Consider the following 23,062-nt stretch of genomic DNA (forward strand, 5'->3'; position numbering starts at 1 on the left):
AACGTACACTTGTGGCCCCCGGGAAGCGCTTCCCGGGGGCCACAAGTGTACGTTCGCGCTGGAGCGGTCCTGCACTGCGGGGCCATAAGCGGTCGGTTCGCATTTCAGCCACCGGCAGGGGACCGTCAGTGGGCGCGGTGGTCCTGGATGGTCATCCGCGGGCCGAACGTCGGTTTCCGGAAGCCGCTCAGGCCGAGCATGCGGACCACCCGCTGCCGGTGCCCCGCCCACGGTTCCAGCAGGGCCAGCATGCCGGCGTCGTCAGTGCGCCGTCCGGTCAGGGCCGCGCCCACATAGGCGGCCAGGTGGTAGTCGCCCACCGCGATGGAATCGGGGCAGCCGTGCGTCCGCTGCACCACCTCGGCTGCCGTCCACACTCCGATTCCCGGGATGGTCTGCATCTTGGCGGCTGCCTCCGCCGCCGGCAGTGCGGCCAGGCGTTCAAGCGCGACGGCGGACCGCAGGGCGCGCATGACGGTCGCCGAGCGCTGCGGGCCGACACCCGCCTTGTGCCACTCCCAGGAAGGAATGCGGAGCCAGCCCTCTGCGGTGGGCCGGACCAGCAGTCCGGGAGGTGCGATGGTACCGGCACCGGGGGCGGGCGTTCCGTGCCGGTACATGAGGTACCGGAAACCGCGCCGCGCCTCAATGACGGTGACCTTCTGCTCCAAAATGGTGGGCACGAGGGAATCAACCATCCGCCCGGTGGACGGCAGGCGGACGTCGGGGTTCCGGCGTCGGGCCTCACGCACCATGCGGGGGAGCGTCGCGGCGAAGGAAGGCTCGTCGAAAGCAGACCAGTCGTCATCGGCGCCGAGCAGCCGCGGGAGTCCTGCGAGGGCAGCGCCGGAGCCGGGACCCCAGGCCTGGGCATCGACGCAGGGGCCGCCGTCATCCGGGCCGCCGCTGCTGTCCGCCCCCGGTGAGGCGGCCCGGCCACCTGCCACGGTGAGCCGCAGCGTCACCGGGCCATCCGGCGTCGTGAAAGCCATCCACAGCCCGTCCGGCCGCAGGGAGAAGGAGGGGTCGCCGTTGCCGCGCATCAGGATCCCCAGGGTACGGCGCAGGTCATACGGGCCGCCCGGATGCCACCTCAGGGACGCGTCCGCCGCGGCAGCGAGCCGGGCGGGGGCGTCAGCAATGGTCATACAAACATCGTCCCACGCCGGACAGACAAAGCTGCCGCCGGGCCCGCGCGAGGGTTTCGCCGGGCCCTTAACCGTGGACCGTGCCGGGACTACAATCCCCAGTGTGGCGCGGGTGGGCCGCGTCCCTTCCTTCGAGTTGTAGGTGAGCGCAATGGGTGGAGTGGTGCATTTTGAAATCCCCGCAGACGACCAGGACCGGGCAAGAAACTTCTACAACCAGGCGCTCGGCTGGCGGATCGACCCCATGCCGGAGATGGACTACAACGTGGTGATCACCACGCCCATGGACGAAAAGACCGGCCGGCCCACGGAGCCGGGGGCCATCAACGGCGGCATGATGGCCAGGGCGGGGGAGCTGACCACACCCGTCATCACCGTGGACGTGGAGGACATTGACGCGACACTCAGGACGGTCGAGCAGCTTGGCGGTTCCGTGGTGAAGCCGAAGGAGACCATCCCGGGCATGGGCCACTATGCCTACTTCAAGGACACCGAGGGGAACATCCTGGGGCTCTGGGAGAACCTGCCCGCCGATGCCGGCGGTGCTGCCGGCTGAGGTCCGGGCCTTCAGCGGCTGGCGGCTGGCCCACCGGCGGCTGGCCGGACCGGCGGGGCCCGGCTACTCCCCGCCGAAGCGGCTGCGGGCCTCCACCGGGATCAGCGGTTTCTGGGCGCGGATCCTGAGTTCCTGCACGGCCCAGGTGTTCCCGTCCGGGTCGCTGAACCCGAAGAAGGTGCCGCCGTCGCGCTCGTCGAAGACGGTGATCCCGCTCGCCTCCACGCCGCGGCTGAGCAGTTCGTCGCGCGCGGCCCGGGCATCCGCCACCACAAGCTGCAGGCCCCGCATGGAGCCGGGGGCCATCTCGTTCTGCGAGGGCAGGTCGCCGATCACGATCGAACATCCCGAACCCGGAGGCGTCAGCTGCACCACGTGCATGTGCTCGTTCTGCGTGTCGTGGTCCAGATTGAAGCCGACCTTGTCCCGGTAAAACTCCACGGCACGGCCGATGTCACTCACGGGCAGCACAACAACTTCGAGGGTCCAGTCCAAGGCACAGTTCCTTTCAACGAGGCGGTGGCACCCACCCGGCGGCGGGCGCGTAGCCAGCTTGCCTTGCCCGCCCCGGCCCTGGCTAGTACTTCGCAGGCCCCGGCTGAGGCCTGTGGCCCTCAGGGCATCCCGTTGCCCAGCCAGAGCGCCAGGACCGCCAACGGAAGCGCAACCACAACCGCGACGGCTCCGGCAACCACAAAGCCGCCCCAACGCACACGGAGGTTGAGGCTCTGCAGCCGCTCGTGCCACAGCAGCGTGGCGAGGGATGCCCACGGCGAAATGAGCGGACCCAGGTTGACCCCGATCAGCAGTGCGGCCAGCCTGAGCGGGGAGCCGGCCGCGGGCTCGAGGGCCAGATAGGCGGGGAGGTTGTTGGCGACGTTGGCGGAGCCAGCGCCCAGTACCGCGAGGCGCAGCAGGTCCGGGAGACTGTCGCCGGTCCCGGCGGCTGGCGCCAGGGCCTCGGTGAGGCCATGCGAATGGAGGGTTTCCACCACCATGAACAGCCCGGCGGTGAGCATCAGCGGACGCCAGGGCAGCATCGACCAGCGCAGGGATCCCGGACGCCGCCGGAGGAACAGGGCCACCAGGAATACTGCTGCGAGTGCGGCGGGAACAACCACGGGAATCCCCGAAACCAGTGCAGGAAGCAGCACCAGGAGCGTGCCCCCCGACGCCCGCAGAAGCGTCCGGTCCCTTGGCATGTGGACCGGCTGCTTCCCGTAGCGGCCACGCAGGTCCCGGTGGAAGGCCAGCCACAGCAGCAGCGCAGGCACCAGGACGCCGACGGCGGCGGGCGCCCACATCAGTTGGGCGAATCCCAGCGGACTCAGGGATAGGTTTCCCTGCGCCAAGAGGTTGGTGAGGTTGGAAACCGGCAGGAACAGCGACGCGGTGTTGGCCAGCCACACAGTGGTCAGTGCGAATGGCAAGGGCGGGATCTTCGTGTGGACGGCGAGCAGCACCACCATGGGAGTCACCAGGACGGCGGTGGTGTCCAGCGACAGAAAGGCCGTGGCAACGAAGGACAGGGCAAGCACAAAGAGCCACAACAGAAAGACGCTGCCCCGGCCCAGCACCGCAATCCGGTCCGTCACCACATGGAACAGCGCCGCGTCATCAACCAGCTCCGTGACGACGGTCATCGCCACCACGAAGGCCAAAATGGGGACTGTGCGCCCCGCCAGCTCCCCGAACGCGGGCCACGGGAGCAGGCCCGCGGCGAGGCAGGCGGTTCCGGCCAGCAGCATGAGGCCCGGCAGCAGGTAGCCCTGCACATTCTTCGGTATCCGGAGGGGTGCCACGGCCCAATCTTCGCACCGAACGCCGCCGGGGCGTGCACGCAGCACCAAGACGGTAAGTTGGTACCCATGAAGTACGCCCAGTCAGTCCTGGACCTCATCGGCAACACCCCGCTCATCAAGCTGAACCACGTCACGGAGGGCATCAAAGCCACCGTCCTCGTGAAGCTGGAATACGTGAACCCGGGCGGATCCATCAAGGACCGCATCGCGGCAAAGATGGTCGAGGAAGCCGAACGCGACGGCAAGCTCAAGCCCGGCGGCACCATCATCGAACCCACCTCGGGGAACACCGGCGTGGGCCTGACTCTGGTGGCACAGCAAAAGGGCTACAAGTGCATCTTCGTGGTCCCGGACAAAGTGGGCGAGGACAAGCGCGCGGTCCTGGAGGCGTACGGCGCCGAAGTGGTGGTGACGCCCACCGCCGTCGAGCCTGACAGCCCGCAGAGCTACTACGGCGTGTCCGACCGCCTGGTCACCGAGATCCCCGGCGCCTACAAGCCGGACCAGTTCTCCAACCCCGCGGCGCCGCTGAGCCACTACGAGAGCACCGGCCCCGAGATCTGGCGCGACACCGACGGCAAAGTGACGCACTGCGTCATCGGTGCCGGCACCGGCGGCACCATCACCGGCACCGGCCGCTACCTCAAGGAGGTTTCGGCGGACCGTCCGGAGTCCGACGGCGGCCGGGTCAGGATCATCGGGGCCGATCCCGAAGGCTCTGTCTACTCGGGCGGCACGGGGCGCCCGTACTTCGTCGAGGGCGTGGGCGAGGACATGTGGCCCGCCAACTACGACAAGTCGGTTCCGGACGAGGTCCTCGCCGTCAGCGACGCCGACTCCTTCGCCATGACCCGGCGGCTTGCCCGCGAGGAGGGCCTGCTGGTGGGCGGCTCCTCCGGCATGGCCGTGGTGGCCGCGCTCCGCACCGCCAGGGACCTGCCCGAGGACGCGGTGGTGGTGGTGATCCTGCCCGACTCCGGCCGCGGCTACCTCGCCAAGATCTTCAACGACCAGTGGATGCGCTCCTACGGCTTCCTCTCCGGCGGCGAGGAAGCGTCCGTGGGCGAGGTCATCAAATTCAAGACGGGCGAACTGCCGGACCTGGTGCACATCCACCCGAACGAAACCGTCCGCGACGTCATCAACATCATGAACGAGTACGGCGTCAGCCACATCCCGGTCCTGTCGGCTGAGCCGCCGGTGGTGATGGGCGAGGTCCTCGGGGCCGTCGATGAACGGACCCTGACCGCCAAGCTGTTCCGCGGCGAGGCCAGGCTGACGGACAAGATCGCCGAGCACATGGGGGAGAAGCTGCCGGTGATCGGCTCGCTCGAAACCATCTCCGCCGCCCGCGAACTGCTCTCCGACGTCGACACCGTGATGGTGACGTTCGTGGGCGCACCCATCGGCATCCTGACCCGCCACGACCTCCTCGCCTACCTCAGCAACTGATCCAAGGAGCCCCCATGCCTGAAGAGAACCAAGGATTCAACACCCGCGCCGTGCACGCCGGCCAGGCTTTCGAGCCGCGCACCGGGGCCGTCGTGCCGCCCCTGCACTTCAGCTCGACATATGCCCAGGACGGCATCGGCGGGCTGCGGGACGGCTACGAATACGGCCGCGGCGGCAACCCTACGCGGGACGCCCTGCAGCAACAGCTCGCGGCGCTCGAGGGCGGCACGCATGCCTACTCCTTCAGCTCGGGACTCGCGGCCGAGGACTCGCTCATCCGCGCCCTGCTGCGCCCCGGCGACCACATCGTGCTGGGCAACGACGCCTACGGCGGGACCTACCGGCTGATCAGCCGCGTGCTCGGCGAATGGGGGATCGGCAACACCCCCGTGGACATGTCCGACCTCGCCGCCGTCGAGGCCGCCGTCACCGCCAACAGGACCCGCTTCGTCTGGGTTGAGACCCCGTCCAACCCGATGATGAAGATCACCGACATCGCGGCGCTCGCCAAGGTGGCGCACGACGCCGGGGCCCTCCTGGTCGTCGACAACACCTTCGCGTCGCCCTACCTGCAGACCCCGCTCGCCCTGGGTGCCGACGTCGTGGTCCACTCCACCACCAAGTACATCGGCGGCCACTCCGACGTGGTGGGCGGCGCGATCGTGGTCAAGGATGCCGGGCTGGCCGAAAAGATCGGCTTCGTGCAGTTCGCCGTGGGGGCGGTCTCCGGACCGATGGACGCCTTCCTCACCACTCGCGGGCTCAAGACCCTGGGCGTGCGCATGGACCGGCACAGCGACAACGCCCAGGCCGTGGCCGAATGGCTCCTGGAGCGCCCCGAAGTGGAGGCCGTCCTGTACCCGGGCCTGCCCTCGCACCCCGGCCACGAGCTTGCCAAAAAGCAGATGATGAAGTTCGGCGGCATGATCTCGGTGCAGTTCAAGGGCGGCGAGGCCGCTGCGCGCAAGGTGGCCGAATCGACGTCGGTCTTCACCCTGGCGGAATCGCTGGGCGGCATTGAGTCGCTGATGAACTACCCGTCCGAGATGACCCACGCCTCGGTCAAGGGCACCGAACTGGCCGTCCCCGTGAACCTGATCCGGCTCTCCTGCGGCATCGAGGACGTCGAGGACCTCATCGCCGACCTTGAGCAAGCCTTCACGCACATCCAGTGACGGCCTCCCCGCAGACGCAGGAAGGCGCCGGCGCCCGGCAGGAACCCCGCAGTCCTGCTAACGCGCATCGTGTCCTCGGGTGGCTGGCGACGGCCGGCGGTGCTGCCGCACTCGTCGTCGCCCTGGCATGGCTGTACGCGCAATACGCGCCGGTCATGAACGACTTCGAGGTCTACTACTACGGCGGCACCAAGGTGCTGCAGACCGGCGAAGCAGGCATCAACGAGCTGTATGCGCCCCGGGACGGCCTGCCGTTCACCTATCCGCCGTTCGCTGCGCTGCTGTTCGCCGGCCTGGCCACCATGACCCTCGGCCAAAGTGGGCAGCTGTTCATCTGGGCCGCGCTGGGCGGGGCTGCCGTGGTTTCCGCATGGCTCGCCCGGCACTACTTCGGGATGACCCGCTGGCGCGATGCCTTTGCCGACTGGCGGTTCCGGACCGTTGCCCTGGCAGGGACAGGGGCCATCGTCCTGCTGGGGCCGTGGCGGGACACCTTCGTGTTCGGGCAGATCAACATCATCCTGATGGGCCTGATCCTGGCCGACTTCGCGCTGCACGGAAAATCCCGGGCGGGTGAGATCCGCTGGCCTGCCGGGCTGCTGATCGGCCTCGCTGCCGGCATTAAGCTGACTCCGCTGGCGTTCGGCCTGTACTTCCTGGTGCGCCGGGATTTCAAGGCCCTGGCGTGGATGGCCGCAGGCTTCCTCGGCTCCATCGCCATGGCCTGGGCAGTGCTGCCCCAGGCATCGGCGATGTTCTGGACCAGGATCCTGCCCAACACCGGGCGCATCGGCGATCCGGGGTACGTGGACAACCTGTCGCTGAAGGGGCTGCTGCTCCACTTGGGACTGCCTGACTCAGGGTTCACCAGCCTGATCTGGCTGGTGCTCGCGCTGGGCCTCGCCGGCCTCACTGCACTGGTGATCCGGTGGGCGGTGGCGGTGGAGGAAAACTTCGTGGCCGTGTCCGCGACCGCCGTGCTCATGCTCCTGGTCAGCCCGGTCTCGTGGTCGCACCACTGGGTGTGGATCGCGGTGGCGCTGCCGTCCATGGCCTTCGCCATGCACCGGGTTCCCTCCCGGACCGGCCTGATGCGGCTGGGCGGCTGGGTGGTGGTGGCGGCGTCGGCCGTGGCCTTCTACCTGGCGCCCAAGGACCTCGCGATGGCGGCCGGGGCCGAGGTGTGGGGCGTGAATCCGCGGACGCAGTGGCCGCTGATGGTCTCCAGCCTGGGCGTGGTCTCCGGGATGGCGCTCCTGGTCTACTGGGCTGCCGCGTACCGGCCCTCGCGGACCGCGATCCGCCCGCCACGCTGAGGAGCTAGCTTTCTTCAAGAAAGTCAGCTACGGTCGGAGCATGGCTCTCCGCTCCGACTGGTCCCAACGCAACTGCAGCATGGCCCGCGGCCTGGACATTTTCGGCGACCCCTGGGGCATGCTGGTCCTCCGCGAGGTCTTCTTCGGCAACGGCCGCTTCGACACGATGAAAACCCGCCTCCAGGTGGCCGACTCGGTCCTCACCCGGCGCCTTGCCGCCCTCGTTGAATCCGGGCTGCTGGCCAAGCAGCCCTATGACGACGGCGGCCGCACCCGCCACGAGTACGTCCTCACCGCCAAAGGCGAGGACGCGCTGCCGGTGCTTAACGCCGTCGTGATCTGGTCCGAGAAGCACCTGCAGGCGCCGTCGGAGCGGGCCCACATGTACGTCATCCATGCAACGTGCGGGCAGCGCACGGGGTCCGCGGACAGCTGCACCGAGTGCGGGGAACAGCTCACCGCCGGGAACACCAGCTGGCACAGCCTGACGCGCAGCGAGGAGCCGGTTCCGCTGGCGACCGCCCCGAAGCACACGGACAAACCGACCAACCGCGTTCAAGGCGGCGGAGAAGAAGGAACAGCCGCATGAGCACTTCCGAGGAGCCCCGAGTTTTTGTACAGATATCGCGCCCTGAGGGGGCTTTAGAGGACGATATCTGTACAAAAACTCCAGAGGACACGCCTAAGAAGAAGCGCCGGCTGCACCCGGCCTGGACCGTAGCGGCGGTCGCGTTCCTGGCCTTGGTGGGGGCAGCCGGGTTCCGTGCCGCGCCCGGCGTGCTCATGGTGCCGCTGCAGCAGGAGTTCGGGTGGTCCACCACGGTGCTGTCGGCCGCGGTAAGCATCAACCTGGTGCTGTTCGGGCTCACGGCCCCCTTCGCCGCGGCCCTCATGGAACGGTTCGGGGTCCGGGCCGTCACCGCCGTCGCCCTGGCACTGATCGGCGCCGGCAGTGCCCTGACGGTGCTGGTCAACCAGTCCTGGCAAATCCTCCTCACCTGGGGCCTGCTCATCGGCCTGGGCACGGGATCCATGGCCCTGGTGTTCGCGGCGACCATCGCCAACACCTGGTTCACCAAGAGCCGGGGCCTGGTGATCGGCATCCTGACGGCAGGCAGCGCGGCCGGGCAGTTGGTCTTCCTGCCGTTCATCGCGGTGCTCGCCCAGGACCCGGGCTGGCGCCAGGCCTCGCTCCTCATCGCCGCCGGGGCCCTGGCCGTGGTTCCGCTGGTGCTGAAGTTCCTGAAGAACTCACCGGCCGACGTCGGGGCGTTGCCTTACGGTGCCGGGGAACCCGCCGCTGCCGCCACCGCCGGGACAGCTGCCGCCGGCAAACCGGCCGAACCCCGGCGCAACGCCGCGGTCCGGGCACTGCAGGTGCTGCGGAGCGCCAGCAAGAACCGCACGTTCTGGGCGCTGGCAGCCGGGTTCGCCATCTGCGGCGCCACGACGAACGGGCTGATCGGCACGCACTTCATCCCGTCCGCCCATGACCACGGCATGCCCGAAACCACCGCGGCCGGCCTGCTCGCCGTCGTCGGGATCTTCGACATCGTCGGCACCATCGCCTCCGGCTGGCTGACCGACCGGTTCAACCCGCGGATCCTGCTGGCCGTGTACTACCAGTTCCGCGGGATCGGGCTCCTGGTGCTCCCGCTGCTGCTGGGATCCTCCGTGCAGCCCAGCATGATCGTGTTCGTCGTGATCTACGGCCTCGACTGGGTGGCCACCGTTCCGCCTACCGCCGCGATCTGCCGCCAGGTGTTCGGCGCCGACGGCAGCGTGGTGTTCGGCTGGGTGTTCGCCGCGCACCAGCTGGGTGCCGCCGCGGCCGCCCTGGCCGCCGGGGCCATCCGGGACGCCACCGGCCACTATACCTACGCCTGGTTCGGAGCGGCCGCGATGTGCACCATCGCCGCAGTGATCAGCGCCACCATCCGCAAGCACGCCGAACGTCGGCAGCCCGCAGCGGTGGCGGCCGCTTCAGCAGACCAGGCGCTTCAGTAGACTGAGCGGGCGCCGCGGCCCGTCCCGGCGCACACTGCCGGACGACAGCTGGGGACGCAACATGGGACAGACCGCCAACAAAACCGCACTCGTGACCGGCGTCGGGCGCCTCGCCGGAATCGGTGCGGGAATCGCCCGGCAGCTGGCCGCCGATGGCTGGGACCTGGTGCTGACCTACTGGCAGGACTACGACGCCCGCATGCCCTGGGGCGTCCAGCCGGACGACGTCGGGCAGCTGTCCGCCGAATTGGAGGCCACCGGCTCCCAGGTGGTGGCCCTGCCCGCCGACTTTCAGGACCCGGGCGCCGTGGACCGGCTCATGGCTGAGGCGGCAGCGCAGGCAGGAACGTTGCACGGGATGGTCCTCAGCCACGCCGAATCCGTCGACTCGGGCATCCTGGACACCACCCTGGAAAGCTTCGAGCGGCACTTCGCCGTGAACACCCGGGCCGGCTGGCAGCTCGTCCGCGCCTTCGCGCAGCAGGCAGCGGACGACGGCGGCGCTATCGTCGCGCTGACCAGTGACCACACAGCGTTCAACCTGCCGTACGGCGCGTCCAAAGGGGCGCTGGACCGGATCGTGATCGCTGCGGCGCGTGAACTGGGACCGCTTGGCATCAGCGCCAATGTGCTGAACCCCGGGCCCGTGGACACCGGCTGGATGGATGATCAGCTCCGTAAAGGGCTGGCCCGGCAGCAGCCCGGCGGGCGGCTGGGCACGCCCGCCGACGTTGCGGGAACCGTGGCTTTCCTGCTGTCCCCGGCAGGCCGCTGGGTGTCCGGCCAGCTCATTAAGGCCGACGGCGGGTTCTCGGCTTGAGGCTTTTCGGTCGCCTGTTGCTTGCCTAGAAGGGGGTAGTGCCGCGCATCCGGCGGGGGCGGCCGTCCGGGTCCACGACAACGCGGTTTGCAGCGTCCGCCCAGAAACGCTGCAGCGGCGGCACGGGTTCTGGCGTGTGGTGCCGCACGTGTCCCTTGGGCCGGGGCGGGCGGCGGCCGGTTCTGTGCCAGTGGTCCAGGGCACCGGCGGCGGCGTTCCACAGTTCGAGCCCGGCCGCCGGGTCGCGGAGCCGGGGGTCGTCCTGGTCCAGGCCCAGGTGCTCGGCCCAGAGCTGGAGCCGCAGCCCGTGGGCCAGCCCGGAAGCGCGGGCGCTGGCAGCGGTGTCGATGACGGCGCAGGTGAGCTCGCTGTCCGTGGTCCAGGACCGGCGGTTGAAATTGTCCGATCCGCAGGTGAACCACGTGTCGTCGATGATGCAGATCTTGGCATGGACATAGATCGGAGTTCCGGCCGTGTTTTCCAGGTCAAACACCCCAACCCTGTCCGGCGCTGCGCGGCGCATCTTGCTGATGGCACGTATTTGCCCGACCCGCTTGGGCGGCCCTCCGAGAATGCCGTCAGAGTCCGGGTAGCGGGGTACGACCGCGATCACGTTCAACCGGGGGTTATGTTCGAGGGCCGCCGAGATTCCGGCGGCGACCTCTTCCGACCACAGGTACTGGTCCTCGATGTAGATCAGCGAGCGGGCCTGGGCGAAGGCTTTCGTGTAGGCACGGGCAATGCTCCGCTCACCGCCGGGTGCGAACGGGAACGGCGGATGCTTCATGCCGTAGGTGCGCAGCAACTGCACGGCGTGCGGCCCTGCAACCGGCGGGGGCGGCGCGGTGTCTGGGAGCGGTTCGGGGTGCCGGGGCATATCGGCCAGACGCTGCAGCAGCATCCGGTACGGGGTGCGGCGGTCCAAGGGGTGAGGGTCATTCCACCGTTCGGCGAACAACTCCAGCACATCCGCCACAACCGGGCCGCGCAGTTCGAGCGCGGCATCGTGCCACGGCGGCCGTTTCCCGTACCGGGAATCCATGGCCACCGCCTGCGGGTCTCCCTCGTGGTCGGCATCGTCCCGGCGGCTGTGGGAAAGGTCGATCCCGCCCACGAACGCGACGTCCAGTGAGGGGTCGTCCCGCCGGCGGATGACGAAGAGTTTCTGGTGATGGCAGCCGAAGAGGCGCACACGCTGGTCCAGCAGCACCTCCCCGCCGGCGTCGTTGATCTTGCGGCTAAGGAGCTCGTTGGACCGCCAACTCATCGGTGCCGACACGCGCTCGCCGTGGGACCGCCAAATCAGGCCGCGCACTTCCACTCCCGCCCGGGCCAACCGTGCCAGCAATTCACCGATCGCCGGTCCGTCCGCCGTCAGCTTCTCGTCGGAGTCCCCACGCCAGTCGGTGAACCACACCCGGTCTCCGGCGTGCAGGGCCGACAGCTCCTCATGGAGCCGGGCGAAGTAGGTCGCCCCATGAATCAGGGGCCGCACGAGGTTGCCCTCCGACCACGACGGCGTTCCGGCGCCGCCCGCGTGCACGTCGGTGGCTGCGTTCCCCCGTTCAGCGCCACTCAGGAACCAGGCACCGGCACTGCTGTCCACCCGGTGTTCCCCGGTCCGTCCCAAGGCCAGGGAATCGTCAGCGTCAGCCATGTGCCCAGTATGCTCCCGACAATGCGGCCGCGGCGAGGGGTAGGCCCGGGCCGTTCAGCGGAACGCGGAGAGCCCGGTGATGTGCTGGCCGAGGATGAGGGTGTGCACCTCGTCCGTCCCTTCGTAGGTGCGCACCGACTCGAGGTTGGCGGCGTGCCGCAGCGGCGGATAGTCCAGGGTGATGCCGTTGCCGCCCAGGACGGTCCGGGCTTCCCGCGCCACCTTGATCGCCTCGCGGACGTTGTTCAGCTTGGCCAGCGAGATCTGCTCTGGCCGGAGGTGGCCGGCGTCCTTAAGCCGGCCAAGGTGCAGGGCGAGCATGGTGCCCTTCTGGACCTCGAGCAGCATGTTCACGAGCTTCTCCTGCGTCAGCTGGTAACCGGCCAGCGGCTTGCCAAACTGCTGGCGCTCCAGCGCATACCGCAGCGCCGCCTCATAGGAATCGCGGGCCGCGCCCATGGCGCCCCACGCGATGCCGTACCGTGCCTCGTTGAGGCAGCTGAACGGGCCGCTTAGTCCCCGCGCACCCGGCAGCAGTGCCTCCGGACCCAGCCGGACGCCGTCGAACGTTACATCGCACTGGATGGAAGCGCGCATGGACAGTTTCTGCCCGATCGGCGTGGCGCTGACGCCCGCGGTGCCGGCCGGCACCAGGAAGCCGCGGACGCCGTCGTCGGTCCTCGCCCAGACCACCAGAACGTCGGCGACGGAGGCGAGCCCGATCCACCGTTTGGCGCCGTCCAGGATCCAGCCGGCATCCTCTCCGGTCCCGTCCTGCCGTGCAACGGTGGTCATCGATGACGGGTCCGACCCCGCCGTCGGCTCCGTCAGCGCGAAGCAGCCGATCACCTCACCGGCGGCCATCCGGGGGAGCCACTCCTGTTTCTGGTCCTCGGAGCCCCATTTGTGGATGGCGGTCATCGCCAAGGAGCCCTGGACCGAGACGAACGTGCGGATCCCGGAATCGCCGGCCTCCAGCTCCATCGCGGCCAGGCCGTACTCGACGGCGGACCGGCCCGGACAGCCGTAGCCCTCCAGGTGCATTCCCAGGACGCCCAGCTCGCCGAGCTGCGCGGGCAGGTGCAGCGGGAAGACGCCCTGCTCGTACCAGTCGGCGATGTCGGGGCGGATCTGCTGGTCGGTGAAGTCCCGGACCCGCTGCCGGAGGACCAGCTCGTCGGGAGTCAGCAGGGAATCGAGCGCCAGGACATCCGAAGGGTCCGGGAGGCCGTACTCGGCCGAGGCTTCCGCAGGATCAAGGGCGTCGTTGCTCATGCCAGCATCCTACGTGCCCCGTCTCCCGGTCAGGTCTATCGGTCAACGGGCACCCGTTTCCCGTCCCGGAAGTACCCGCGGGTGGAGGGCAGGAACCGGCACACCGCGGCGAGCACCACGCCGAGGGCCAGCAGCACCACGCCGCTGACAAAGGCCCCGCCGACGCCGAAGATCTCCGTGTTCCCGTAGCCCGGGCCCCACATCTGAGCCGCCGAGACGAAGAACCCCGCGGTCAGCAGCAGCGCCCCGAGCAGCGGGAGGACGCCGCGGAACCACAGGTTGCGGGCGGATTCCGTCAGGGTGCTCCGGAAGTACCAGGCGCAGGCGAAGCCGGTGAGGGCGTAGTAGAACGCGATGAAGAGGCTGATGGAACTGATGGAATCGGAGAGCAGGTTCTCGCTAAGGAAGCTCATGGCCACGTAGTACCCGATCGCCGCGGCGCCCATCACCTGGGTGGAGAAACCGGGGGTCTGGTTGCGCTGGTGGACCTCGCCGAACTTTGGCGGCAGGGCCCGGTGCACGCCCATGGACAGGGTGCCGCGGGCGGTGGGCAGGATGGTGGTCTGGGTGGAGGACAGCACGGATGCCAGGACCGCCACCACAATCAGCCAGCCCCACGGACCCAGCACCACGTCCTTCATCGCCAGGAACACGTCGTCCTGGTTGTCGGCGTTGGCCAGTCCGATTCCCTCCGTCCCCACCGAGGCGTACATCATCACGAGCAGCGCCACGGAAACGTAGATGGCCACCAGCACGAAGGCCGAAATCACGGCCCCGCGGCCCGGCGTGGTGGCCGGGTTTTCGGTTTCCTCGTTCACCGCCAGGCAGGTGTCCCAGCCCCAGTAGATGAACAGGGCCAGCAGGATGCCGTGGACCATCGCGCCGGGATCGGCGAACGCCCCGGCCGGGTTGAACCATTCGACGTCGAACGGCTGGCCGGCCGGCGGCTCACCGGTCAGGCCTGCGATCCGGAGGATGATCGCTACGGCGAAGATGCCCAGGGAGATGTACTGGACGTATGTCAGGGTCCGCTGCACATGCTCACCCAGCCGGATCCCGCGGTAGTTCACGAGGGTCATGAAGGCGATGAAAACGACGCCGGTGGCCGTCACCACCGCCTTGTTCCCCGCCAGGGACCCGTCGCCGATGAGGAGCCAGAGGTACTGGCCCGCCACCTGTGCCAGGTTTGCCAGGACCACGGTGCCGGCCAGGGCCACGCCCCAGCCGCCCAGCCATCCCGCCCAGGGGCCAAACGCACGGCGGGCCCAGATGAAGGTGGTGCCGCAGTCCGGCATGGCGCTGTTGAGCTCGCGGAAGGCGTAGGCGATGAAGAGCACGGGAATGAAGCCCAGGACGAGGATCAGCGGGGTGTGGGTTCCGTTGACGGCCACGATCAGGCCCAGTGTTGCGGCCAGCGAGTACACCGGGGCGGTGGAGGCCAGGCCCAGCATCACCGAGTCGCCGAGGTCCAGGATCCCGGCCCGTAGCCCCTTGCCGGGGACGGCGGCGCCGGGTTGGCCCCCGGCGCCGCCGGCCGCCGTCGTCGTTCTGGTTTTCATAGCGCAATACCTGCCTTGTGTGCGTTGGCCTGGGCCGCCTGGACGCTCAGCGGCGCCGGCGCGTCAATGGTGTTCGGGACGAAGCGGCAGAAGTAGTCGGTGACCGGGCCGTCGGACTCGCGGATGCCGCAGCCCACCGATTCGCCGTCCACCACCCACAGGCCCAGCACCGGGTGGTTGCCGTCGAAGTCCGGCAGGGAGTGGTACTGCTGGTAGCACCAGCCCTCGCGGCCGTAGCCACCGGGCTTCTCCAGGCTGATGCCCTCCGCATGGATCCGGATGTTGTCGCCCTCGCGGCCGTGCAGCGGCTTGGCCACCCACTCCCGCAGCGGGCCCGGACCATTGAGGTATGCGGGCAGCAGGTTCGGGTGGTCAGGGTAGAGGTGCCACAGCGCGGCCAGGAGCGCCTTGTTGGACAGCAGCATTTTCCAGGCCGGCTCCACCCAGCGGGGATTGTGGGCACGCTGCAGCAGGCGGTGGCCGAACGGCTCCTTCATCATCAGCTCCCACGGGTAGAGCTTGAAGATGGTGCTGATCATGAAGTTGTCCAGGTCCACGAAGCGCTTGAGGTTCGGGTCCCAGCCGATGTCGGACATGTTGATGCCAATGGTGGTCCACCCGGCCTGGCCGGCGACGTCCCGCATGTAGGCGGCGGTCATCCAGTCCTCGCCGGATTCCTCGGCCTCGGAGTGGGCCACGTGCAGGGTGCTCATCCCGGTGCGGTACTGAAGTTTCTTCCACTGCCGGATCAGTGCCTCGTGGATTCCGTTCCACTGGTCCTTCTCCGGGAAGACGTCCTGCAGCCAGAACCACTGGGCCACGGCCGCCTCGATGAGGCCGGTGGGCGTGTCCGCGTTGTACTCGAGCATCTTGGCGGCGCCGCCCTGGCCGTCGTAGATGAAGTCGAACCGGCCATAGATGTCCATGTCACCGGCCTGCAGCGACTCGGCCGCCAGTTCGAGCGCCTGCGGACCGATGCCGATGGGTCCCATCGCGCCGGTGGCCAGGAACTTCGCGGCCTCGATGCACATCCTGTGCATGTCCTCGGCCGTGACCTCCAGTGCCTCCACCTCGTCCATGGTGAATTCGTAGTAGGCGGCCTCGTTCCAGTACTCGATCGTCTTGCCGCCTGGCAGCGTGGTGGTGGAGAACACCAGGCCCTGTTCCTCGATCTTCTGCTTCCAGTCCGGCCGGGGTTCCGAGAGTAACCGCTTCACGCCTAGCCTCCCGTGCTTCCGCCCTTGGAGCTGCTGCCGAAGCCGCCCCTGCTGACCGTGCCGCCCTTGCTGCTGTAGCCCGTGGAGGTCTTGGCCCCCTGCGGCACCGTCCGGGTGAAGTTCGGATAGGCGGTCCTGTTCTGGCCAATGCCCGGCACGCTGGCCCCGCGCGCATAGAAGTACCAGGCGTAGAGGGCCCCGCCGCGCCCGGCCGAGCTGTTGCACTGCGTGTCCTCGACGCGTTCGCCCGTTTCCTCGTTGAAGCAGACCTGGGCGTAGTCGGGATCCTGCTCGTTGCTTGCCACGATGGCCGTGATGGTGCCGGCCAGGAGCGCCGTGACGCCAAGACCCACCACCACCGTGCGGCGCTGGGACCGCTTCTTCCGCGCCGCCGCATCGCGCTCACGGTCACGGGCGAAGGGGTCAAAGACTGGGCTGGGCTGGGGGAAACCGGGTTCCGGGCCCTGGGTGCCCTTGCCGGGCTTTCGCTGGCTGCCCTCGCCCGGCGTGCCGGGGGTCAGCAGTTCGGGGTGGAGTTCGGGCTTGGGCACCTGCCATGGCGGCGGCTTGGCCGGCCCGCCGGACCGGTCCCCGCCGGACCGGTCCCCGCCGGACAAGTCGTCGCCGGACAAGTCGTCGCCGCCCGACCGGTCCTTGCTCCGGCCCCCGTCAGCGTCCTTGCTCGGATCCCGTTCCGGGTCCATGCTTCCCCCTGTTGCTCCATGCTGTTTGGTACTGCTGTTGGCTGTTTGGCGGTGCTGTTGGCGGCCGGACCGCGTGGCCGCGGCCGGGCTCGCCGGGCACCCGGAAATACTGCAGCAAGCCTAGTGGCTGGAGCGTCCCGCGGTGAATAAGCTGCCGCGCGCAACGCCCGCCTGAAAAACGGTTTCCTGAAAGCATCAAACGCGCTGGTCAGGGCCAGAACCTAGACTGGTGCCATGCACACAGCCACGCTTCTTGCCGTTTGCCGGGTCCACCAGCTCCTTCCCGATGAGGGAAGCGTGGGCGTCACCGCCATCGACAAGCGTCCCGTGGACGGGCCGGTGAAGGTGCACAAGCTCGGGTTGCACGGTGACATCCAGGCCAGCCGGATCCACCACGGGGGAGAGGACCAGGCGCTGTACGCCTATTCCCAGGCTGACGCCGACTACTGGGTCGGGGAGTTGCAGCGCGAACTGCCGCCGGGGATTTTCGGGGAGAACTTCCGGGTGGCAGGGATCGAAACCACCGGCGCCGTCATTGGTGAGCGCTGGCGGATCGGGCTGGATGTTGAAGTTGAGGTCACCTCACCGCGCGTTCCGTGTGCCACCTTCCAGCGGCGCATGGACGAGCCCCAGTGGGTCAAGCGCTTCACGGAGGCGGGCCGGGTGGGAGCCTACCTCCGCGTCATCAAGACCGGCTCCGTGCAGGCCGGCGACCACATCCACCGGCTGTTCGTGCCGAAGCACGGCGTGACCATTGGCCAGTGGTTCAGCGAGCCCGACGTCGATGCCATCGAGGCCCTGCGCGACGCCGAGGCCGACGGCGAAATCCGCCTGCAGCCCGAGTACCACGAGCGGTTCGAGAAGATGCTCCGCCGGGTGGGCCGGTAGCAAGCCGCCCCTGCCGCATGTCTGCACGGCTTTAGGCAGCCTGCGGTGGACGTGAGCCCGGATCGGCGCGGGCGCAGGCCCCGGCCGGCGTGAAAACCGGCCCGGAAATGCCGGGTGTGCCCAAGCTCACCGCCTCCGCCGGTCCCCCGGTTCGTCCGCAGGCGGTGTCATGCCCTACACTGGATACATCCCCCACTCCGGAAATCCCTTATTCCTGCCCAATTTTTGAGGCAGGACTGGCAAGTGTTGGGGCCCGCAAATGTGATGCGGGCAGTTTCATAGGGAGAGCCGGCTGAAGAAAACGCTGTACAGACTGCTGGGATAGCAGCCAAGAGATGCAGTGTGAAGTCCTGCCACGGGATTGCGAAAGCGCCGGACTTCTACGTGACCGGCCGGTCAATGTATGCCCGGCGCCCACGGCACATGTACTGCGGCTCCGCTCACCTCGGGTTGTGCCGCCTGGCCCCCTATGGATGAGGAATATTTCCCTATGCCCGAAAATCACGCCGACGCCACCGAGACGGCAACCGCCGAAACCGCCAACATCGAATTCACCGAGGCTGCTGTCCCCGCAGCCGAGCCCGCCGAGGCCGCAGCCCCCGGTGAGACCGCCGCCGCCGCTGAGCCGGAAGAAGAAGGCGTCCGCTTCACCGACCTTGGCCTCGACGGCCGGGTTCTCGCCGCCCTGCAGGACGTCGGCTACGAAAAGCCCTCGCCCATCCAGGCAGCCACGATTCCGCTGCTGCTCGAAGGCCGCGATGTAGTAGGCCTGGCCCAGACGGGTACCGGTAAGACTGCAGCATTCGCAGTACCGGCACTGTCCCGGCTGGCCGAGCTCCACGACCTCAACGGCCCGTCCCGCAAGACGCAGGCCCTGGTTCTCGCGCCGACCCGTGAGCTGGCGCTCCAGGTTGCCGAGGCTTTCACCTCCTACGCCAAGCACATGGACGACTTCACTGTCCTTCCCGTTTACGGCGGATCCGCCTATGGTCCCCAGCTGGCCGGCCTGCGCCGCGGCGCCCAGGTTGTTGTCGGCACCCCCGGCCGCGTGATCGACCACATCGCCAAGGGTTCCCTGGACCTCTCCGAACTGCAGTACCTGGTGCTGGACGAGGCCGACGAAATGCTGCGCATGGGCTTCGCGGAAGACGTCGAGCAGATCTTCCAGCAGACCCCGGAATCCCGCCAGGTGGCGCTCTTCTCGGCCACCATGCCGGGCCAGATCCGCCGGATGTCCAAGCAGTACCTGAACAACCCTGCCGAGATCTCCGTGAAGTCCAAGACCTCCACGGGCACCAACATCAAGCAGCGGTACCTTCAGGTCATGGGCCCGCACAAGCTCGACGCGATGACCCGCATCCTCGAGGTGGAAGAGTTCGACGGCGTCATCGCCTTCGTCCGTACCAAGATGGCGACCGAGGATCTTGCCGACAAGCTGAAGTCCCGCGGCTTCCAGGCTGCCGCCATCAACGGCGACATCCCGCAGCAGCAGCGTGAACGCACTGTTGATGCGCTGAAGGAAGGCCGGATCGATATCCTGGTGGCCACCGATGTGGCCGCCCGCGGCCTCGACGTCGAGCGCATCAGCCACGTCGTCAACTACGACATCCCGCACGACACCGAGTCCTACGTGCACCGCATTGGCCGCACCGGCCGTGCCGGCCGCGCCGGCGATGCGATCCTGTTCATGACGCCGCGGGAGAAGTACCTGCTGCGCGCCATCGAGAAGGCAACCCGCCAGACGGTGGAGCAGATGCACCTGCCCACGGCAGAGACGGTCAACTCACTGCGCCTGGGCAAGTTCGCCGAGCGAATCACCGAGACCCTGGAGTCCGAGGACGTTGCCGTGTTCCGCGACCTCATCGCCTCCTACGAGGAAGAGCACAAGGTGCCGGCGGCAGAAATCGCCGCGGCACTGGCGGTCATGGCCCAGGGCGGCCAGCCGCTCCTGGTCAAGGAGCTGCCGGCTGCTCCGGAGTTCCAGAAGCGTGAGCGCGGCAAGGACGGCTTCGGCTCACGCGGCCCGACCCGTGCACTGACCGAGGGCAACGCGACCTACCGGATCGCCGTAGGACGCCGCCAGCGCGTCATGCCGGGTTCCATCGTGGGCGCCATCGCCAACGAGGGCGGCATCTCGTCGTCGCAGATCGGTGGCATCGACATCCGCTCGGACCACTCGCTGGTTGAGCTGCCGGCTGACCTGAGCCAGGAGCAGCTGCGCGCCCTGTCCCGCACGCGGATCGGCGGCGAGCTGATCCACCTCGAGCTGGACTCCGGAAGGCGCCCGTCAGGCGACCGCGGCGACCGCGGTGACCGGGGCGGCTACCAGGGCGGCCGCGGCGGCAACTTCAAGGGCAATGGCGGCTTCAAGAAGGAATTCCGCAAGAACGACGGCGAGCGTTCCTCCGCTGACCGCGGCGGCCGCGCGTACAGCGAGCGTTCCGAGCGCGGCTTCGGGGGCGACCGGGGCCAGTCCAGCGACTCCCGCTTCGGCGGGCACGGTGATGGCGCACGCAAGCCGCGCCACGGCAACGAAGGCGGCCACCGCGACTTCAACCGCAAGGGCAAGTGGTAACCACCCTGTCGCGATAATTCGCATGACGAATGACGCTGTGGTGAACTCCGCATCCGAATAGAAACAGGCCGGCTGATCCGCCGGCCTGTTTCTATTTAAGTCCGCCTCCATGGCCGCCGTGTATGCTTCGTCACATCGAGGCTCCAAAGTGCCCCTGGAAGCCGCTCTGAGGACGCCCACAGCCCGCTTTGGGCCCGTATTTCCGGGGTTTTTGGCCGCGGGGAACCCCGTTCGGCCGCCGATTTGTTGAGTGCCAAATCTTCCGGTAGAGTATTTACTCGTTGCCCCCCTAGCTCAGTGGTAGAGCGCGTTCTTGGTAAGAACGAGGTCACCGGATCGATTCCGGTGGGGGGCTCGGAATGAGGGCCTGTGTCAAGGCGGTCTTGACCGGCTTGACACAGGTTTTTCTCATTCGTGGCGGTGTAGCTCAGTTGGTTAGAGCGCACGACTCATAATCGTGAGGTCGGGAGATCGAGCCTCCCCACCGCTACAGAGACTGCAGGTCAGAGGCATTGAGCCCCTGGCCTGCTTTTGTTTTTAGACTTGAGAGCGCCCAGGCCGTCGCGGGGCGCTTTGGGGCTGTCGGCGTCGTAATAACGACGGAGGTCGGCGTGTCCCGTGCCAAAGTGCCCCAGTTTGGACTGGCCCTAAAGCCTGGCTTAGACCTTGGTGACGCTGAGGCGCACGTTCGGGCAGGAGTCTGCGTAGCGGATCAGGGCCGCCTTCTCGGCGCTGTCCACCCGCAGGCCCCAGCGGATCTTCACCGCGATCCAGTTGCCGACGTACTCGCAGCGGTTGGCCGGCGGCATCCACGCCTCCGGGCCTTTGGCCTGCTTGGCAGAGTTCAGAGCCGCCGTCTGCGCGTTCAGGGAGCGGGTGTCGCCGAGGTCGTTGTAGAACGCCACACGGCGCGCCTGCGACCAGTAGCGGGCACCTGAGCCCCACGCCTCGTGGACGGGAACGGTGTGGTCGATCTCCACAGCCGACGCCAGGGTGTGCGTGCGGTTGTCCCACCGGGTCACCCAGCGGGCCGCACGCACGGTGCAGTGGCGCGCAGTGGTGTACGTCGCGGCTGCCTTTGCCTCCTGGAGCAGGACCTCGGCCCGGGTGTTCTGGCAGTCACGGTTGGTGTCCAGCCAGGTGCCGAAATAGCGGTCCCTGTCGTAGCCGGCGTTGTTCTCCGCGGCCACCGGAAGGGCGCGGGCTGCGGTGCGCAGCGGCGCGGAGTAGTAGGTGGCTGCCTCGGCTGGCACAGCCAGCCCGGTGAACAGCAGGCCGGCGGCCACGGCGGCAGCGGACAGCGATTTGACCCAGAGGCCGGACGTGACCGACGCAGCGGCGGCGGCCACCCGGCGTCGGGCGTGATTGAACGTGCCTGGCGGCATGATTCCCCCATGATGATTCCTGGAACGGTACGGATTGCTTGATGCGTCAATCAGCATGTCAGCCGGAACAGGGGAGAACCGGAACCTTGACCAGGTCTTGATCCAATCCTTGCGCAACGCTGCGAATGCCACCCGAAACAGCGGAAACGTTGCCATCAGACCGGCGTGAACCTAGGGTCGGACTGCACGAGTAAGGCAAACAGGCAGGCGGACAACAGGAGCCGGCAATGGCCAGACTGATCTACGCGGGGCTCATGTCCCTCGACGGATATATCGCGGACCGGGACGGCAACTTTAACTGGGCTGAGCCGGATGCCGAGGTGCATTCCTTCGTCAACGAGCTGCAGCGGCAGGCGGGAACCTATCTGCTCGGCCGCCGGATGTACGAGGTGCTGGCCGTCTGGGATCATCCCGAAGAATTCGGCGAGATTCCCGACTACGTCCGGGACTATGCCGAGCTGTGGAGGGCATCGGACAAGGTGGTCTTCTCCCGCACACTGCAGGACGTGACCACAACCAGGACACGGATCGAACGGGAGTTCAGCGCCGGCGCCGTCGGGCGGCTCAAGGCGGACGCCGGCCGGGACCTGACAATCGGCGGTGCCGAGCTCGCCGCGGAGGCCATCCGGGCGGGGCTGGTGGACGAGTTCCAGATGTTCCTCACCCCGGTGGCGGTGGGCGGCGGCAAAAGCTTCCTCCCGGACAATATCCGCCTACAGCTGGAACTGCTCGAGGAACGGCGGTTCGGCAACGGCACCGTCTTCCTCCGCTACGCCAACCGGACGGCCTGACCGGACGGAACGGGCGGTCTGGGACACAATGGGGGCATGACCCGCATCGCAATCATCGGCGGCCACGGCAAGGTGGCCCTGCAACTGTCCGCCCTCCTGACGGAACAGGGACACAGCGTCACGTCCTTCATCCGCAACCCGGACCACGCGGCGGACGTCGCCGCCACGGGCGCATCACCGTCGGTCCTTGACATTGAAAATTCGACGACGGCGGACATCGCCGCGGCGCTCCGGAACCACGATGCCGTGGTCTGGTCAGCCGGGGCCGGGGGAGGGAACCCGGCCCGCACGTACGCGGTGGACCGCGATGCCGCCATCCGCTCCATGGACGCGGCGGCGGAGGCCGGCGTCCGGCGGTATGTGATGGTGTCCTACTTCGGTGCCGGCCCGGACCACGGGATTCCGGAGGGGCACAGCTTCCGCCCGTACGCCGAGGCCAAGGCCGCCGCAGACGAGTACCTCCGCGGTACCACGCTCGACTGGACCATTCTGGGGCCGGGCACTTTGACCGCGGGGCCGGGCAACGGGCTGATCGACGTGAACCCCGCTGACACCAGCGCCGGAACACAGACGTCCCGCGCCAACGTGGCCATCGTGGCCGCCGCGGTACTGGACCTGCCGGGAACTGCCCGGCAGACGATCGAATTCCGCGACGGCACCCAGCCGGTGGCGGCCGCGCTGGACACCCCGCAGTAGCCGGCAGGGATCAGTGCAGCCGCCTGGCCTGGCGCCCGG

The 23,062-nt window shown here is 68.2% G+C and carries 20 protein-coding genes and 2 tRNA genes; 13 read left to right on the forward strand and 9 right to left on the reverse strand.

Translation table 11 applies throughout. The annotated features are described in order from the left end of the window. Nucleotides 1–125: 125 nt before the first annotated feature. The gene (locus ACFRAH_RS13945) at nt 126–1,148 is read right to left on the reverse strand and encodes a DNA-3-methyladenine glycosylase family protein (RefSeq protein ID WP_377991483.1); all 1,023 of its coding nucleotides are present in this window, start codon (nt 1,146–1,148) and stop codon (nt 126–128) included. Nucleotides 1,149–1,299: 151 nt separating this feature from the next. On the opposite strand from ACFRAH_RS13945, the gene ACFRAH_RS13950 reads away from it, so the two are divergent. Continuing rightward, nucleotides 1,300–1,704, forward strand: coding sequence for a VOC family protein (locus ACFRAH_RS13950; RefSeq protein ID WP_377991642.1), 405 nt, complete (start codon nt 1,300–1,302; stop codon nt 1,702–1,704). A gap of 63 nt (nt 1,705–1,767) precedes the next feature. Here the strand turns inward: ACFRAH_RS13950 and ACFRAH_RS13955 are convergent, their stop codons facing one another. Together ACFRAH_RS13955 and ACFRAH_RS13960 are read right to left on the reverse strand one after the other, a co-directional pair. Further along, on the reverse strand, nt 1,768–2,199 hold the full coding sequence (locus ACFRAH_RS13955; protein WP_377991484.1) for a VOC family protein: 432 nt from the start codon (nt 2,197–2,199) through the stop codon (nt 1,768–1,770). Nucleotides 2,200–2,318: 119 nt separating this feature from the next. Then, nucleotides 2,319–3,452 (reverse strand): SLC13 family permease, encoded by a 1,134-nt coding sequence (locus ACFRAH_RS13960; protein ID WP_377991643.1) that lies wholly within the window; start codon nt 3,450–3,452, stop codon nt 2,319–2,321. Nucleotides 3,453–3,572: 120 nt separating this feature from the next. Between ACFRAH_RS13960 and ACFRAH_RS13965 the strand changes: the two genes are divergently transcribed. From ACFRAH_RS13965 to ACFRAH_RS13990, 6 genes are all read left to right on the forward strand, one after another. Further along, nucleotides 3,573–4,958: a cystathionine beta-synthase gene (locus ACFRAH_RS13965; RefSeq protein WP_377991485.1), complete on the forward strand. Its 1,386-nt coding sequence runs from the start codon at nt 3,573–3,575 to the stop codon at nt 4,956–4,958. Nucleotides 4,959–4,972: 14 nt separating this feature from the next. After that, complete coding sequence (locus tag ACFRAH_RS13970; protein ID WP_377991486.1) at nt 4,973–6,133, forward strand: cystathionine gamma-synthase; 1,161 nt, start codon at nt 4,973–4,975, stop codon at nt 6,131–6,133. Then, a complete protein-coding gene (locus tag ACFRAH_RS13975) occupies nt 6,130–7,449 on the forward strand; it encodes a glycosyltransferase 87 family protein (RefSeq protein ID WP_377991487.1) in 1,320 nt (439 codons plus the stop codon). The genes ACFRAH_RS13970 and ACFRAH_RS13975 overlap by 4 nt, the downstream gene beginning before the upstream one ends. 40 nt (nt 7,450–7,489) lie before the next feature. Next, entirely contained in the window at nt 7,490–8,038 is a 549-nt protein-coding gene (locus ACFRAH_RS13980) for a winged helix-turn-helix transcriptional regulator (RefSeq protein WP_377991488.1), read from the forward strand. Beyond that, complete coding sequence (locus ACFRAH_RS13985) at nt 8,035–9,456, forward strand: MFS transporter (protein ID WP_377991489.1); 1,422 nt, start codon at nt 8,035–8,037, stop codon at nt 9,454–9,456. Before ACFRAH_RS13980 ends, ACFRAH_RS13985 begins: the two co-directional genes overlap by 4 nt. Before the next feature lie 61 nt (nt 9,457–9,517). Further along, nucleotides 9,518–10,276: an SDR family oxidoreductase gene (locus ACFRAH_RS13990; RefSeq protein ID WP_377991490.1), complete on the forward strand. Its 759-nt coding sequence runs from the start codon at nt 9,518–9,520 to the stop codon at nt 10,274–10,276. A 25-nt stretch (nt 10,277–10,301) separates the two neighbouring features. Here ACFRAH_RS13990 and ACFRAH_RS13995 read toward each other — a convergent pair whose 3' ends face one another. From ACFRAH_RS13995 to ACFRAH_RS14015, 5 genes are read right to left on the reverse strand one after another with little or no spacing between them, the layout of a single operon-like run. Then, nucleotides 10,302–11,933, reverse strand: a complete 1,632-nt coding sequence (locus ACFRAH_RS13995) for a phospholipase D family protein (RefSeq protein ID WP_377991491.1) — start codon at nt 11,931–11,933, stop codon at nt 10,302–10,304. A 54-nt stretch (nt 11,934–11,987) separates the two neighbouring features. Next, nucleotides 11,988–13,208, reverse strand: coding sequence for an acyl-CoA dehydrogenase family protein (locus ACFRAH_RS14000; protein ID WP_377991492.1), 1,221 nt, complete (start codon nt 13,206–13,208; stop codon nt 11,988–11,990). A 35-nt stretch (nt 13,209–13,243) separates the two neighbouring features. Continuing rightward, nucleotides 13,244–14,767, reverse strand: coding sequence for an APC family permease (locus ACFRAH_RS14005; RefSeq protein ID WP_377991494.1), 1,524 nt, complete (start codon nt 14,765–14,767; stop codon nt 13,244–13,246). After that, on the reverse strand, nt 14,764–15,984 hold the full coding sequence (locus tag ACFRAH_RS14010; protein WP_377991495.1) for a glutathionylspermidine synthase family protein: 1,221 nt from the start codon (nt 15,982–15,984) through the stop codon (nt 14,764–14,766). The genes ACFRAH_RS14005 and ACFRAH_RS14010 overlap by 4 nt, the downstream gene beginning before the upstream one ends. Nucleotides 15,985–15,986: 2 nt before the next feature. Then, complete coding sequence (locus ACFRAH_RS14015; RefSeq protein ID WP_377991496.1) at nt 15,987–16,688, reverse strand: Tat pathway signal protein; 702 nt, start codon at nt 16,686–16,688, stop codon at nt 15,987–15,989. Between the two features lie 234 nt (nt 16,689–16,922). Between ACFRAH_RS14015 and ACFRAH_RS14020 the strand changes: the two genes are divergently transcribed. The 4 genes from ACFRAH_RS14020 to ACFRAH_RS14035 all read left to right on the forward strand — a co-directional run bounded on the left by ACFRAH_RS14020 (nt 16,923) and on the right by ACFRAH_RS14035 (nt 20,641). Further along, complete coding sequence (locus ACFRAH_RS14020) at nt 16,923–17,576, forward strand: MOSC domain-containing protein (protein ID WP_377991497.1); 654 nt, start codon at nt 16,923–16,925, stop codon at nt 17,574–17,576. A 490-nt stretch (nt 17,577–18,066) separates the two neighbouring features. Next, complete coding sequence (locus ACFRAH_RS14025) at nt 18,067–20,151, forward strand: DEAD/DEAH box helicase (RefSeq protein ID WP_377991498.1); 2,085 nt, start codon at nt 18,067–18,069, stop codon at nt 20,149–20,151. A gap of 283 nt (nt 20,152–20,434) precedes the next feature. After that, nucleotides 20,435–20,506, forward strand: a tRNA-Thr gene (locus ACFRAH_RS14030). A 61-nt stretch (nt 20,507–20,567) separates the two neighbouring features. Then, nucleotides 20,568–20,641 (forward strand) — tRNA-Met (locus ACFRAH_RS14035). A gap of 169 nt (nt 20,642–20,810) precedes the next feature. On the opposite strand, the gene ACFRAH_RS14040 is transcribed toward ACFRAH_RS14035, so the two are convergent. Then, nucleotides 20,811–21,536, reverse strand: a complete 726-nt coding sequence (locus ACFRAH_RS14040; RefSeq protein ID WP_377991499.1) for an HNH endonuclease family protein — start codon at nt 21,534–21,536, stop codon at nt 20,811–20,813. A gap of 227 nt (nt 21,537–21,763) precedes the next feature. Between ACFRAH_RS14040 and ACFRAH_RS14045 the strand changes: the two genes are divergently transcribed. Next, nucleotides 21,764–22,327 carry a dihydrofolate reductase family protein gene (locus tag ACFRAH_RS14045; protein WP_377991500.1) on the forward strand — a complete coding sequence of 188 codons (564 nt, stop codon included), beginning with the start codon at nt 21,764–21,766 and terminating at the stop codon, nt 22,325–22,327. A 36-nt stretch (nt 22,328–22,363) separates the two neighbouring features. Beyond that, nucleotides 22,364–23,023: an SDR family oxidoreductase gene (locus tag ACFRAH_RS14050; protein ID WP_377991501.1), complete on the forward strand. Its 660-nt coding sequence runs from the start codon at nt 22,364–22,366 to the stop codon at nt 23,021–23,023. Nucleotides 23,024–23,062 lie beyond the last annotated feature (39 nt).

It is taken from the genome of Arthrobacter sp. NPDC056727, assembly GCF_042790555.1.
Taxonomy (GTDB): domain Bacteria; phylum Actinomycetota; class Actinomycetes; order Actinomycetales; family Micrococcaceae; genus Arthrobacter.